This is a genomic window from Paenibacillus tundrae (genome assembly GCF_030812775.1).
Lineage (GTDB): Bacteria > Bacillota > Bacilli > Paenibacillales > Paenibacillaceae > Paenibacillus > Paenibacillus tundrae_A.
This window is the reverse complement of record NZ_JAUSTI010000004.1, coordinates 228,756-242,011: the sequence shown is the minus strand read 5'-3', so window position 1 is coordinate 242,011 and position 13,256 is coordinate 228,756. Positions and strand designations below refer to the sequence as shown.

Here is a 13,256-nt window from a genome sequence, read left to right as displayed (position 1 = left end):
CTCCATCATATAGCACTGTCTACAGAACAGAGTGGAGAAAACAGAACAGTTAACCCCATATGCTGTTACAATAGAGTTCAAAAGGAGCGTGAGCCGGGTGGGCAAAACCATCATGATGACAGATAACAGCCTTAAACTATATGAGCAAGTCGTTCATTATCTTGTTGTTCGTATTGAAGCAGGAGAATGGACGGAACATGAGAAGTTGCCTTCTGTACGCAGCCTATCCGAGCTACTCGGTGTACATCGCCTGACCGTTTTCAAAGCCTATCAGGAGTTAAAAGAACATGGAAAAGTCTATGTCAAAGACAAATCCGGTTATTATGTGAGTCCTGCCGACCCAGCCCCTATTATGGATCAGGCGGATGATCCCGCTGTCTCGGCTTGGCTGCATTGGGATTCTCTTGACCGTGTGCAATCATTGGAGGCGGAGTTCCAGTTTTCCAAATCATTGATTGACCCTGCTCTCTTGCCCAACCGTTTTTGGGGAGAGCTAATGCGTGATCTACTCAATCACTACCCTCGCTTGCTCGGAACTTATTCTACGAATCAGGGAGACCTGGAGCTTAGAAGTGAACTGGCTAGCCATCTGACCTCACGGGAACGTTTCTATATCTCAGCCGATGAAGTCCTGATTACCTCGGGTGCACAACAAGCCATCGACCTCATTGCACGCAGCCTTGTCAAGCCGGGGGATCGTGTGCTTGTGGAGCGACCTACCTATGGTCCAGCGATGGAAATTTTCCGCAAGCAGGGTGCTAAGCTTGTGTTTACCGACATCACCTCAGAGGGTTACGATCTAGATCAGATTGAGCTGCTGATGAAGCAAGAAAAGCCTAAACTCTTCTATATGACACCAACTTTCCAAAACCCTACGGGGATTAATATTCCAGTGGAACAGCGCAAACAGTTACCCGAACTGGCTGAACAATATGGATGTTTCCTTGTCGAGGATGACAGTACGTATGATATTTATTTTAAAGAAAAACCTCCGGCGCCGATTTTCACCTATGACACAACAGGACATACGCTCTACATTCGCAGCTATAGCAAATATGTCGTTCCTGGTCTTCGAATCGCTGCTATTATGTGCCGCCCACGATTCATGCCTGGATTACAGGCAATGAAGACTCTTGCGGATAACGGATCTCCGCTACTGAATCAAAAGCTGTTTCTACGCTACTTCCAATCTCCACGTATGTATCAGCATATATCCAAGCTGTGTACTGCTATCCAATTACGGATGGAAGTGATGGAGAAATGCTTAAAAGAAACAGATTGGCGTTGGACTACACCCCAAGGTGGTCTGAACATCTGGGTAGAGCTTCCGGAAGGAATGGATACGGGCAGACTGTTGCATCGATGTATGGAACATTCCGTCGCCTTTGTACCAGGTACGGTGTTTGACCCTTCGGATCCTGGGGCAAGTCGTAAATTGCGTTTATCTTACTCGTATGCACATGAACAGCAGATTTACGAAGGTATGAGTAGACTGATTGAGCTGGCGCACAAAAAGGTTTAAATGAACTCCGTTTATCTATAAGGAGTGTGCTCACAAGAGTTGATTGGCAGATATATGGAGAATCGGTTGGTAGGTGTGCAGAGAGGAAAGATATCTCATAAAAAAAGTCGCCATAAAGGCGACTTCTGAATGGGTGAGATCCTCTCGCTCATTCTGCTTGATCAGGCGAGCAAGTTTATGCTCTGATGATTGATTTTATTTTGCAAACACTCAAAATGTATCGCAGGTGTTCAATATTCACAGATCTTTTTTGGCGAAAACACGGACAGTGACAAGATATGATCCAACGAATAACAGTAGAATACCGATGGCCACCATACCAATGATCTGTGCAGTAACCATGCCTTCCTCGCTCGCCAAGTTCATAAGCAATGCAAAGGGCTGGGCTAGAACAACAAGGGCAACCAGGAATACAACATTGATGATCCCTGCGCCCTTTTTACTAAGTGCATAAAAAAGAGGCAAATAGATTGAAGTTAAACCAAGTACCATAGCGATTGAAATTAGTATATCCAATACCGAGAAAGCTGGCTTTTGGAGTCCAGGGAAGTTCATGTTAACGAGAGAATGAATGCCGAACGATGCGAGAACGCCAAAAAGTGTATAGAAAATGGTGGATACATACTTCGCTTGCACCACATTTTTCCGACTAATCGGGAGTGTGACTAAGAAATTATGATTATGGTTTTTGACATCGATCATGGTGGCAAGCATGATGGAACCAAATGCGGTGTATATGCCTACAAGATACATGGACATTTCACTTTTGGGAATAAAGGCGATACTAAACACGGCCAGATAAAAAGGAATGATCCACAGGGAACTCTTCAGTACAATGAAGTCTTTGCGAAGTAAGTTAACCATGTTTCCGTGCCCCCTTTGCTGTAAAATAAATAAGATCTTCTAGGGAAGGTCTGTGCAACAACGCATAACTGCCAAACAGCTGCTCCGCTTCTACCTTATTATCAGACAACCCTTCAAAGCCCACAGCCGTTTCACGGATTCCCACCAAATGAGCACGGGTGTCTGCATCCAGCAGATCCATATCCCCTTTCACAATCGTGTAGCGTTCGAGCACATCATCTTTGGCTTCATTAAATACAATTTGTCCGCGATGGATAAACGTAATATAGTCTGCGATCCGCTCCAGATCAGTCGTAATATGTGTGGAGAAAATAATCGATCTCGTCTCGTCTTGTATCGTGTCTGCAAGCAGGTCTAGCAATTCCCGTCTAAATACAGGATCGAGTCCAGATGTTGGCTCATCCATGATCAGCAATTCCGCTTCATGTGATAAAGCGACTGCCAAGGAGAACTTAATCTTCATGCCTTTGGATAAATCTTCGATCTTCTTCTTCGGCGACAACTCGAATTGATCCAGATAACCTTTGAACGTGCGATCATTCCATTTCTTATAAAACGGAGCAATCATCCGACTCATCTCATAAATCGTAAGATGCTCATAATAAAAGCATTCGTCCGACACTATACCGAGACGCTGTTTAATATGCACTTCCTGCTCAGGCATCTTTCTGCCCAATGTATGAATACTTCCGGAATCCGGGTGGATTAGGCCTGTAATCATTTTAATTAATGTGCTTTTCCCTGCCCCATTGGGGCCGATAAGCCCCGTAATATAACCCTGCTTCACATCCAAAGATACATTGTCTACTTTGAATAAAGGATACGTTTTGGATAAGTTTCGAATTTCAATGGCGTTCATTCTGTCTGTTCCTCCTCTGACAACAAAGTGAGATGTTGAATTAACTCCTGTGAACTCATGCCGATCTCTCTGCTCTCACGAATGATTTCAAGCATCTTCTCTTCCAGTCTTCTCATTCGCTGCTCCCGAATAAAGTCCGGATTGGTTCCCGAGACGAAACTACCTTTACCTACAACGGAATCGATTAGATTCTCCTTCTCCAGTTCTTCATAGACACGTTTTGTAGTAATTACGCTCACCTGTAGATCCTTGGCTAGCTGCCGGATAGAAGGCAGACTATCTCCTTCGACCAATTCACCACTCAAGATGCTCTGTCTAATCTGGGTTAAGATCTGGATATAGATTGGGTCGCTCGATGCGTTGGACAATAAAATCTTAATATGCTCTCACCTCATTGGTGTTCTCATGGTTTCGTGTATATAGTGTATATATCTAATATATACACTATATACGATTAAGGTCAATGATAAATTTAAATATTTCCAAAATCATCAAGCCTGTCTCATTGTAATGATGTACCAAGCAGATACCATCTAGACGTTAGCACATGTCACTGAACCGCCTTCCGTAGAACATTATGCAGTCCCCCTGCCCAAACGTGCCACTGAGCATATGTAATGTAATCGAGTTGAACAAGCTTTTATTCGCAACAAAGCCCAGAAGGTCCATAGACCATCTGGGCTTTGTCTTTGTGAATACTCTGCATGATGTAATTTTACAGCTCTCCCAACCCTGCGTTCAGCACTGTGGTTTACATCTGACTTATTTAGCTTATAAAGGTTGATTACTCTGGAGATGTACTATTCGTGTCCTTTGCTCTCCTAAATGCGTACTTGCATTATCTTGCCTACGTACTAGATATCACCCTATCAACGATGCCATAATCCACAGCTTCAGCAGCGGTAAGGAAATAATCCCGATCTGTGTCTTCTTCAATTCGTTCCAGCGGCTGACCGGTGTGGTCTGCAAGCAACTGGTTCAGACGTTGTCTATGCTGAATAATTCGGTTGGCGTGAATAAGCATATCCGATGCCTGCCCGCGCATCCCACCGAGTGGCTGATGAATCATAATTTCGCTGTTGGGTAGCGCCAGCCTTTTACCCTTTGTGCCGCCAACGAGCAGAATCGTACCGAAACTGGCCGCCATACCTGTACAGATGGTGGAAATATCCGGTTTCACAAACTGCATCGTATCATAGATCGAGAATCCCGCGGTCACTGAACCACCCGGACTGTTAATGTACATCTGGATATCCTTGTCGGGATCTTCTGCGGTTAGAAACAATAGCTGTGCCACAATCGCATTTGCCATCTGGTCCTCAATTTCACCAGACACCATAATAATACGGTCTTTCAACAAGCGAGAGTAAATATCATAGCTCCGTTCTCCACGAGCCGTCTGTTCAACAACATAAGGTACTACATTCATGCATATCCCTCCTCAGATTATGCAACCATGCTGACTGTATAGCCCCCTCCATAACAATCTGAGATGGCATAACTGTACATCATAGGCTGCATCGTTGAAGACGGCAGAGCCTGCTGCAAAATCGTACTTGCCACAGCCATCGGGTCATCCGTTTGATTCAGACATAGATCAATTAGGCGAGCCGTATCACCGCGGCGTAATGCCAGCAGATAATCGCGTAACTCTTCCGTATGGATTCGTTCCTCGCTAACTTCTCTCGCCTCGTCGGCACCTAGATCATTTAGTTGATCCCTAATTTCAGCTATGGTCATCCGGGCACGACGTAACGCCGACTTTACTGCGCCTTCTGTTGTATCCAACATCTCAGCAGCCTCTGCCGCCGTGTATCCTAACAACTCTCGCAACATATATATCACTCTTTGCCATGACGGCAACTCTTTAATTAAAATCTCAACTGCGGTATCAAGCTCTTCTAGTGGCTCCTCTTCCGCCATTTCTTCAATAAGCGGCTTCAAACCATCCATTTTACAATGTAAACGTTGGCGTTTGCGAAGAACGTCCATCCACGCATTACGGGCAATACGAATGAGATAAGCTTCCCAATTGATGTCTCTCTCTGCACCCGACTTATGAACCGAGAAAGAAGATAATACTTTGGCAAACGTCTCCTGCACCAGATCCTCAGCATCTTCTCTAGAACCTGTCATGGACAAACAATACGCATACAACGAACGCTGTGCATCAAAAAATACAGCATGAAGATCATCCACTTGAAATGAATCTCCAGTATTCATGTGTGGTGGTGTATATGGATTATGCGGTTGATTAACATGGTCGTGTGATCTGTTGATTCGACAATCCACGGATTTCACAAAGGCCATGACGGGGCCCCCCTTTGTTGATTCCTGATTGGTCTTGCTTTCCTTTTACATCCTTGCTGTGCTCTTGCTGTAATCAACTTACACTATGTAAACGAAGAACCTCCTGCAAAGGATACGCTCTTCTGAATTTATTTTTCTAGTGACACCTTCATGCCTGTGAGAGCAAGCGTAATGCCTTGACCTAAATGATAATCCTGCCGTACATCCACATCATGAGACATGTGCGTGTAATACGTGCGCTTCGGTTGTAATTCCTGCAAAAGCTCCTGGGCTTCCCGCATATCATACACGGAGCGTGTTGAGAATTCTGCTAGCTCATGCACGAAGCTGGTTCCTAAAATGAGCAGATCCAAACCATGCAATGGCTTTTTCTCCTCTGCCTTCAGATCAATCGCGTCTGAGCAGTATGCCCAGTGGAATCCGTCTCGTTCCAGACGATAGGCGTAGGAATATCCGTTCTTCCCATGGCATACTTTCCATGAGTGAATATTCCAGCCATGCACTTCAATATCATCATCCGTTTCCATATAGTTCATATGACGATCTAACCATGGAAACTGCCCTTGAATGGTGGCGATGACTTCACGCGGTGCATACAAATTGCCCTTCACCCCTAACCATCGACAGGCATCCGCCCACTCGGGCAATCCCCCAATGTGGTCAAAGTGTGCATGGGTTATCAGTATCGTCTGTACCATTCTAAGATTCTGCGCTTCCATCTGTGTTCCCCAGTCTGGGCCGCAGTCAATCATAAAAGGCTCTTCCACACCATCACTATGGATTAGAACAGACGAACGTCTACGTTGATTGATGCCGGTAATCCGAGCCTCTGTGCAAGTGCTGCAGTCACAATATACACGCGGAACACCCATCGCATCGCCTGTTCCAAGAAATGTTAGTTGATTCAAGATCGTTATCCCCTCTCAAGCTCACTATTCTCTAAATTGTATTCTCCAACCTCTGATTTGGCAAAAAAAGACTCTCCCGCTGCGATTGATTACGCAATGCAGGACAGCCTTATGTCGATCTATCGATGTTAGCATTCGCTTGGTGTTACACCAATGCCCGCAGCTTCAGCGTCAATTCTTTTCCCTCAGGTACATCCTTGGATTCCGTAATAACCCAGTTGGATGCAAGTCGCTCTGCTAACACTTCTGCCTGTTCTGGCTTAAGCTTTAGCCCTGTTATAATGCCTTCACCAACTGCAAAATCCTTCTCTGCTACTACACCGAATGCTTTCTCCAAGTATATGCCTAATCCACCACGTGTATTAAACGTGATACGGTAGCCATCTTGAACTGCTACTTCCAAGTTCTCTCCATGATCACCCGCATAGGAAAGAAATTCATCATATCTGTAGTCCTCCTCGGACACAGCATCAAAAGCCGCAACATCATTCGCCTGAATGGCTTTCAGTATGTCTGCATCAGACATGCCTTTTGTGCGCGCCTGTTCCAGCCGGATTGCTGTACTTTGGGACAATTTAACCTCTGTACTCATCTCATTCAACACCTTCCTATAAAATCCATGCCATATTCAACCTATCTCATTATAGCCTGTCCGAATCACAAGAATAAAGTACTTCAGATACTTCAAAAAAACCTCCAGTCTGCCGGACAAGGCAAACCAAAGGTTTCATTCTCACAGGACAGCTACAAGCCCGCTAATACCTGGTACCATACCCCGCGTTTTGAATATAGTGTGGTTCGAACTTCAGCCCAGCCACCCAAGTAGTTGATATCGAATAGCCCTGGTGGTGTTGGAAAAGTAGACTCTGTCTCCGCAAATACTTCCGGATCTACCGAACGAAAACCATGCTTCGCAAAAATACGCTGAGCTTCTGGTGTATTTAGATACGCCACGAAAGCTTCCGCGAGTTCACGATTTCCGTGTTTATCCACGTATTTATCCACCACGGTTGCCGGGTTTTCGATCAGAATCGTGTTCTTCGGAACGACGATATCATACTTGACTCCTTTAGCAATCCGGGCGAGCAACTCATTCTCATACGTTACGATGACATCACCGACGCCATATTCAAAAGCCGCCATTGAAGATCTACCACTCTTATCAAGTGATTCAACATTCTGATGTACCTTCTCCAGAAAAGCCTTGGCTACCGCAGGATCTTTCTCCCCCTGCTCTTCCGACAGTTTCAGGCCAGCACCATAGATCGCGTTAATATCCCATTGTGCACCGCCTGAGGTCTTCGGATTAGGATACAGCACCTTCACACCCGGTTTGGTTAAGTCATCAAAATCTTGGATGCCCAGTGGGTTGCCTTCTCTCGTACCTAACACAACAATAGATCTCGTAATCATGCCGTCATTAGGCGCCTGCTTCCAGTCAGGGTTAACCAGGTCTGCCTTAACCAGTTTATCAATATCATTCTCCATCGCGAGCAGAGCTACATCCGCCTCGAACCCCCCTGCAATGGCTCTTGCTTGTGTACCCGAAGCTTCATAAGACTCCTGAAAATTGATCGACTGTCCCGTCTTGGCTTCCCATTCCACCTTAAAAATAGGCAATAGTTCTGCCATCGCATCTTTTACAACGCTATAAGCCCCAATAACGAGCGTGTTGGATTGATCCGTTCCAGCATCGCTGGGTTCGTTTGCAGCTTCTTGCTTACTGCATCCAACCGTCATGCAGACGAGCAGAAACATGAGAACAGCAACGAAAGGTAATGTGTTTTTCTTCCTCGTCTGCATGAGCCACGCCTTCCTCTCTAAACGTCCTGGATGAATTCCCACTTGATTTGATTTGTTAAATCATGACAGGCATTGGATCTTCCTTAAGTCGATTCTCGACAACCCAACTATGGGAATCATTGAATAGGTATGCCCGGTGCACAAGCACGCGAATCTGTTGACCGATCTCCAGTGTGGTTTTCTCCAAGGAACGATACGTAATCAGCTTATGACCTCGTACCTCGACTTCAACCATCCACTCACTTCCGCGGAAGTGAAGGTGCTTTACCGTCCCCTTTTCCGTTGCTGACAACATGCTAAATTCATTTTTGAGACCAATTTCAATATACTCCGGACGAATCAGAGCACGCGTATTCTCACCTTCAACCGCATGTTCAAAGCCTTTCAGCTCGGAAGCATCCTCGACGACTGTCGATTCACCGATAAAGGTAGCTACAAAAGGTGTCTCTGGGTTTTTATAAATATCCCACGGGGTACCCTTCTGCTCCAAGCGTCCCTGGCTAATAATCATAATTTCATCTGCGACTTCAATGGCTTCATCCTGGTCATGCGTGACGAAGATCGAAGTAATGCCGACACGCTCAATCAAATCCCTTAACCATGAACGAAGCTCCTGACGAATCTTCGCATCAATCGCGGCAAACGGCTCATCCAATAACAATAACTGAGGCTCAGGTGCCAATGCTCTTGCAAAAGCTACACGCTGTCGTTGTCCACCAGACAATTGATGTGGATAACGCTGCTCAAAACCTTTCAGCCCAGTCAGCTCCACCAATTCCATCACTCGATCACGAATCTGGGATTTTGGTGTCTTCTTGACCTTAAGTCCAAAAGCGATGTTATCAAAGACCGTCATATGTTTGAACAAAGCATAGTTCTGAAAGACAAATCCGATGCCCCGCTCTTGCGGTGGCAGATGGTTTACTACTTTTCCATGAAAGCGAATCTCTCCTGAACCTGGACTTTCCAGACCAGCCAGCATACGTAGAATTGACGTTTTCCCGCCACCACTAGGACCTAGCAGACCAATAAGATGGCCTTTGGCAATATCGAATGAAACATCTTTTACGGCATGAAATTGACCAAAATGTTTGTTCAGATCACGGACTTCTACATGCATCTTAATGCACTTCCTTTCGCTTCTTGGCCCATTCCATCATGAGCAATAGACATACGGAAAACGTCACCAGCACCAATGCCACACCATTCGCAGCAGACACATTAAAATTCTCTACATCCTGATACACAAGCGTCGTCGCTGTCTGTGTTCTGTTCATAATATTGCCGGATACGACAAGTACAGCTCCGAACTCACCCAATGATCGCGCCACAGTCAGCACAAGACCATATACAACAGCCCAACGGATGGAAGGCCACGTTACACTCCAGAACGTTCTCCAACCATACGCTCCGAGTGTGGATGCCGCCTCTTCTTGTTGTGAGCCAAGCTCTTGCACGACAGGCATCACTTCTCTAACCATGAGCGGGAATGTAACAAATAATGTTGCAATGACCATGCCGGGGAACGCATAGACGACATTGAAGCCAATACCTTCAAAGAAACCACCCATAATGCTGCTTGGGCCGAGCAATAACACAATCATCAATCCACCAATTACGGGAGAGACCGCATACGGCAGATCCACGATGCTGTTAAGCAATCCTTTGATTCGTTCACTTAACCAGCCAGCACGAACCAAATAAATAGCCATCATGATACCGAACAATGTATTTAACAGAGTGACAACGAGAACAACCAGTCCTGTCATCATTAGAGCATGTAGCGCCTCAGGACGCATCAGTCCAGCCAGGAATCCTCCTGCTCCGTCTTCAAAAGCACCAATAACAATCCGTCCAAGCGGAATAATCAGCAAAATGACAAATACCGCATACGTCAGTCCAATTAACAGCCGTCTCATCGTCTTCTCCCCCGCATCTGCACTAGATTAATCATCCAGAGGATGACGAAGGAAAGGGTCAATAACAGAACAGATACAGCGGCTGCCCCTGTGGGGTTATCGCTCTCAATCTCACCGTATATAAAGACGGACGCCGTTAACGTTCTTCCCGGAATATTACCTGCAACCAATACAACCGCACCGAATTCAGCCAGTGCCCTTGAGAATGCCAGCATCCCTCCACTGATCATACCTGGCGCCATCGATGGCAAAATAACCTGTCTGAAAGTACGAGCCTTCGATGCACCCATCGTGTACGATGCCTCTTCTTCGGAAGGATCAATCTCTTCCAGTAGCGGCTGTACAGCACGGATAACAAAAGGAAACGTAACGAAGGTCATCGCAATGACAATCGCAGGTTGATGAAATACAATCTCAAAACCCATGGACTCTGCCAGCTTGCCGATAGCACTAACCGGTCCCAATAGCAGCATGATCATCAGTCCACCAACGGCGGTTGGTAATGCAAAAGGCAAGTCTACGAGACTGTTCAGAAACGATCTCCCAAAAAAACGATAACGTGTGAGTACCCAAGCGATCATCGTACCTAAAACAACGTTGATCAATGTGGCTACCACAGCCAACCGAACGGTAAGCAGTACGGCTTTCCAAGCGATTGGATCCATAACACTCTCGGCAAAGGTACTCCAGCCTTCAGAGAACGAATTGACGTACACCCCGATAATTGGAAGCACAATAAGTACGATGAAATATAACAATACAGTACTGCGAAATCCCCAAGTCCATCCCTTGTGACGAAGAACGGTATTCATTGCCGTATTCCCTCCCAGCCTCCGGTTCTTAGCCCGGTCGGCAGTCTTCCTGTTATGGCACAACACTTTCCCTAATATGGATATTATTACTTTAATATTATTCCCATTAGTCTACTTGGTTTTTTGCTTATCTGATACTTTACCAGTTTACAGTACTAATCGTCAATGCTTTTATTGAATATATTAGAGCCAGATCTGAGATGTATTAATGGCAAAGACTCAGCTGCCAGAGGTGTGATAAATCATGAGGATGATTTGTTTGCCATGCGCTGGGTAAGGTACAATTTAGAGGGCTAACCAACAGTGCAAGTTGGACTTTTGGAACAAGCTCTAGAAGGAAAAGGAGTGATGTAATATGTTACATACCGAAACGTTATCTACATCTCGGCGCGATGAAATGAAAGATATTACGAGAGACGTGGAAGTGATTGTACGAAATAGTGGAGTCCAAGAGGGCACTGTGCTAATCTACTGTCCCCATACAACTGCTGGCATTGCTATTAACGAAAATGCAGACCCTGACGTTAAGCATGATGTACTCCTGCGTTTGAACGAAGTGTATCCTTGGGAGCACCCTGAATATCGACATGCCGAAGGAAATACCGCCTCTCACCTCAAATCAATTACGACAGGCCCATCCCAAACCGTCATTATCCATGAAGGCAGACTTCTGCTTGGGACATGGCAGGGAATTTACTTCTGCGAGTTCGATGGCCCACGTAAGCGCCAGTACTTTGTCAAAATCATGGAAGGATAACGCTCACTGCATTCTCAACAACGATACAAAGACGCAACACAAACAGGCGATTCCCACCCATTCCCGGGCTACGAATCGCCTGACTTGTTGCTCTGCATATAAAAGCTTTCGCGAGACAACGTTATAAAGAATTAATGTTATGACAATTCACCGCCCTGAAGTGTATAAGTGCAACAAGAGCGTCATTATTGGACGCCAGGCTGGTGGTGGAGATTGCGACAGAGTACTCTCACATGAGACAGCGCAGACGGCTCAATCTCAGCAAAGGTTACACGATCCTGATTAAAATAGGATATGAAGCCATGCATAGATAAAAATAGTGTACGTGGTACACATTCAATATCCTCTTCTGAACAGCCTTCCTCTTTCATGTATTGCCTAATGATGGATGCAAACAGATCAAAGCAACGCCCCTGTTCGGCACGACAATAAGACAACAACTCCTCGTCCCGCAGCATGAACATGATCTCGTACTGGTACGGATTATCCAATCCAAAGCGAATAAACTCCATCATAATATGCTCCGCTTTGCTCACGCCATCACGTACTGGCCTGACCATAGCTTGCATCAGCAAATGTCCCAGATGGTTGAAGTCTTCCACCACAATGGCATAAAACAGCTCTGCCTTTTCCTTAAAATGATAATACAGCGACCCATGACTATAGCCTAGATGCTGGCCGATGCTTCGCATCGATATGGCGCGGTATCCTTTGGTAATAAAAAGGTGCCTCGCCGCCTCCAGTATCCGCTCCCTCGACAATTCCTGTTCGACTGCTCTTCTAGCCATATATTTTATTCCCCTTCAATAAAATAAAGCCGCTGTCCTTCCGTGATCCGGGACTGCCCTTGCGTCAAATCCGTGATCCAAGCCACAAATGCCTCAGATTCAGTATCCGGCGGAAGACAAGTCAACGTAACCTTATCGGTGAATCCAGTTTCACCTGTACGGACTTCCCGGCTCCTTAATTCATTTTCCACTTTCCCCAGCCAAGTGTAGTCAAGCTCCACAAATATTTCACGATGCAGCACTTTGGTGATGGCTTCTCCCGCTTCAATGGCCGCAACTGCACCATCTGTGTATGCGCGAATTAACCCACCTGCACCAAGCATGATTCCCCCAAAATATCGTGTAACTACAATAGCTACATTTTTCAGTTGTTGATTTTTGATGACTTCCAGAATAGGTTTACCGGCAGTACCACTCGGTTCTCCATCATCGGATTGTTTCTGAATTTCATCCCGTTCGCCAATCATATAAGCGGAACAGTTATGCGTTGCATTCCAATGTTTTTTCTTAATGTCATCGATAAAAGCTATGGCTTCTTCTTCTGTCGTTACTGGCATAATATGTCCGATAAATCGGGACTTTTTAATGACAATCTCGAGATTGCCCGATTCTCGAACCGTGCGATAGCGTTCAATCATTCCAATCCAACTTTCTAATTTGATCCATTTTACAAGAAAGCAGTTCCCCGCGTGAGAACGCGGACGAACTGCCTTG

At 45.6% G+C, this 13,256-nt stretch carries 15 protein-coding genes; 2 read left to right on the top strand and 13 right to left on the bottom strand.

Annotated features, from left to right (window positions below):
- Positions 1-97: 97 nt before the first annotated feature.
- Positions 98-1,522 carry an aminotransferase-like domain-containing protein gene (locus tag J2T19_RS09340; RefSeq protein ID WP_307214994.1) on the top strand — a complete coding sequence of 475 codons (1,425 nt, stop codon included), beginning with the start codon at positions 98-100 and terminating at the stop codon, positions 1,520-1,522.
- Between the two features lie 237 nt (positions 1,523-1,759).
- Here the strand turns inward: J2T19_RS09340 and J2T19_RS09335 are convergent, their stop codons facing one another.
- The 11 genes from J2T19_RS09335 to cysT all read right to left on the bottom strand — a co-directional run bounded on the left by J2T19_RS09335 (position 1,760) and on the right by cysT (position 10,997).
- The gene (locus tag J2T19_RS09335) at positions 1,760-2,386 is read right to left on the bottom strand and encodes an ABC-2 transporter permease (protein ID WP_307214992.1); all 627 of its coding nucleotides are present in this window, start codon (positions 2,384-2,386) and stop codon (positions 1,760-1,762) included.
- Entirely contained in the window at positions 2,379-3,245 is an 867-nt protein-coding gene (locus J2T19_RS09330) for an ABC transporter ATP-binding protein (protein ID WP_307214991.1), read from the bottom strand. The genes J2T19_RS09335 and J2T19_RS09330 overlap by 8 nt, the downstream gene beginning before the upstream one ends.
- Positions 3,242-3,625: a GntR family transcriptional regulator gene (locus tag J2T19_RS09325; RefSeq protein WP_307215323.1), complete on the bottom strand. Its 384-nt coding sequence runs from the start codon at positions 3,623-3,625 to the stop codon at positions 3,242-3,244. Before J2T19_RS09325 ends, J2T19_RS09330 begins: the two co-directional genes overlap by 4 nt.
- A 467-nt stretch (positions 3,626-4,092) precedes the next feature.
- Positions 4,093-4,674: an ATP-dependent Clp endopeptidase proteolytic subunit ClpP gene (clpP, locus tag J2T19_RS09320; RefSeq protein WP_307214989.1), complete on the bottom strand. Its 582-nt coding sequence runs from the start codon at positions 4,672-4,674 to the stop codon at positions 4,093-4,095.
- Positions 4,675-4,691: 17 nt separating this feature from the next.
- Positions 4,692-5,555: an RNA polymerase sigma factor gene (locus J2T19_RS09315; RefSeq protein ID WP_307214987.1), complete on the bottom strand. Its 864-nt coding sequence runs from the start codon at positions 5,553-5,555 to the stop codon at positions 4,692-4,694.
- A 128-nt stretch (positions 5,556-5,683) separates the two neighbouring features.
- Positions 5,684-6,463, bottom strand: a complete 780-nt coding sequence (locus J2T19_RS09310) for an MBL fold metallo-hydrolase (protein WP_307214985.1) — start codon at positions 6,461-6,463, stop codon at positions 5,684-5,686.
- 145 nt (positions 6,464-6,608) lie between these two features.
- Positions 6,609-7,055: a hypothetical protein gene (locus J2T19_RS09305; RefSeq protein ID WP_307214983.1), complete on the bottom strand. Its 447-nt coding sequence runs from the start codon at positions 7,053-7,055 to the stop codon at positions 6,609-6,611.
- A gap of 152 nt (positions 7,056-7,207) precedes the next feature.
- Positions 7,208-8,266 (bottom strand): sulfate ABC transporter substrate-binding protein, encoded by a 1,059-nt coding sequence (locus J2T19_RS09300; RefSeq protein ID WP_307214981.1) that lies wholly within the window; start codon positions 8,264-8,266, stop codon positions 7,208-7,210.
- A gap of 55 nt (positions 8,267-8,321) precedes the next feature.
- Positions 8,322-9,386: a sulfate/molybdate ABC transporter ATP-binding protein gene (locus tag J2T19_RS09295; protein ID WP_307214978.1), complete on the bottom strand. Its 1,065-nt coding sequence runs from the start codon at positions 9,384-9,386 to the stop codon at positions 8,322-8,324.
- Position 9,387: 1 nt separating this feature from the next.
- A complete protein-coding gene (locus tag J2T19_RS09290; protein ID WP_307214977.1) occupies positions 9,388-10,185 on the bottom strand; it encodes a sulfate ABC transporter permease subunit in 798 nt (265 codons plus the stop codon).
- Positions 10,182-10,997 (bottom strand): sulfate ABC transporter permease subunit CysT, encoded by an 816-nt coding sequence (gene cysT / locus J2T19_RS09285; RefSeq protein WP_307214975.1) that lies wholly within the window; start codon positions 10,995-10,997, stop codon positions 10,182-10,184. The genes J2T19_RS09290 and cysT overlap by 4 nt, the downstream gene beginning before the upstream one ends.
- A 355-nt stretch (positions 10,998-11,352) precedes the next feature.
- Between cysT and J2T19_RS09280 the strand changes: the two genes are divergently transcribed.
- The gene (locus J2T19_RS09280; protein WP_307214973.1) at positions 11,353-11,754 is read left to right on the top strand and encodes a secondary thiamine-phosphate synthase enzyme YjbQ; all 402 of its coding nucleotides are present in this window, start codon (positions 11,353-11,355) and stop codon (positions 11,752-11,754) included.
- 185 nt (positions 11,755-11,939) lie between these two features.
- On the opposite strand, the gene J2T19_RS09275 is transcribed toward J2T19_RS09280, so the two are convergent.
- Positions 11,940-12,542, bottom strand: coding sequence for a TetR/AcrR family transcriptional regulator (locus J2T19_RS09275; RefSeq protein ID WP_307214971.1), 603 nt, complete (start codon positions 12,540-12,542; stop codon positions 11,940-11,942).
- A gap of 5 nt (positions 12,543-12,547) precedes the next feature.
- Positions 12,548-13,180, bottom strand: a complete 633-nt coding sequence (locus J2T19_RS09270; protein ID WP_307214969.1) for a YigZ family protein — start codon at positions 13,178-13,180, stop codon at positions 12,548-12,550.
- Between the last annotated feature and the right edge of the window lie 76 nt (positions 13,181-13,256).

Excerpts from the sequence above, each read along its gene's own strand:
- J2T19_RS09335 (WP_307214992.1), bottom strand. The coding sequence starts at position 2,386 with ATGGTTAACTTACTTCGCAAAGACTTCATTGTACTGAAGAGTTCCCTG.
- J2T19_RS09330 (WP_307214991.1), bottom strand. The coding sequence starts at position 3,245 with ATGAACGCCATTGAAATTCGAAACTTATCCAAAACGTATCCTTTATTC.
- clpP (WP_307214989.1), bottom strand. The coding sequence starts at position 4,674 with ATGAATGTAGTACCTTATGTTGTTGAACAGACGGCTCGTGGAGAACGG.
- J2T19_RS09315 (WP_307214987.1), bottom strand. The coding sequence starts at position 5,555 with ATGGCCTTTGTGAAATCCGTGGATTGTCGAATCAACAGATCACACGAC.
- J2T19_RS09305 (WP_307214983.1), bottom strand. The coding sequence starts at position 7,055 with ATGAGTACAGAGGTTAAATTGTCCCAAAGTACAGCAATCCGGCTGGAA.
- J2T19_RS09300 (WP_307214981.1), bottom strand. The coding sequence starts at position 8,266 with ATGCAGACGAGGAAGAAAAACACATTACCTTTCGTTGCTGTTCTCATG.
- J2T19_RS09295 (WP_307214978.1), bottom strand. The coding sequence starts at position 9,386 with ATGCATGTAGAAGTCCGTGATCTGAACAAACATTTTGGTCAATTTCAT.
- J2T19_RS09290 (WP_307214977.1), bottom strand. The coding sequence starts at position 10,185 with ATGAGACGGCTGTTAATTGGACTGACGTATGCGGTATTTGTCATTTTG.
- cysT (WP_307214975.1), bottom strand. The coding sequence starts at position 10,997 with ATGAATACCGTTCTTCGTCACAAGGGATGGACTTGGGGATTTCGCAGT.
- J2T19_RS09280 (WP_307214973.1), top strand. The coding sequence starts at position 11,353 with ATGTTACATACCGAAACGTTATCTACATCTCGGCGCGATGAAATGAAA.
- J2T19_RS09275 (WP_307214971.1), bottom strand. The coding sequence starts at position 12,542 with ATGGCTAGAAGAGCAGTCGAACAGGAATTGTCGAGGGAGCGGATACTG.
- J2T19_RS09270 (WP_307214969.1), bottom strand. The coding sequence starts at position 13,180 with ATGATTGAACGCTATCGCACGGTTCGAGAATCGGGCAATCTCGAGATT.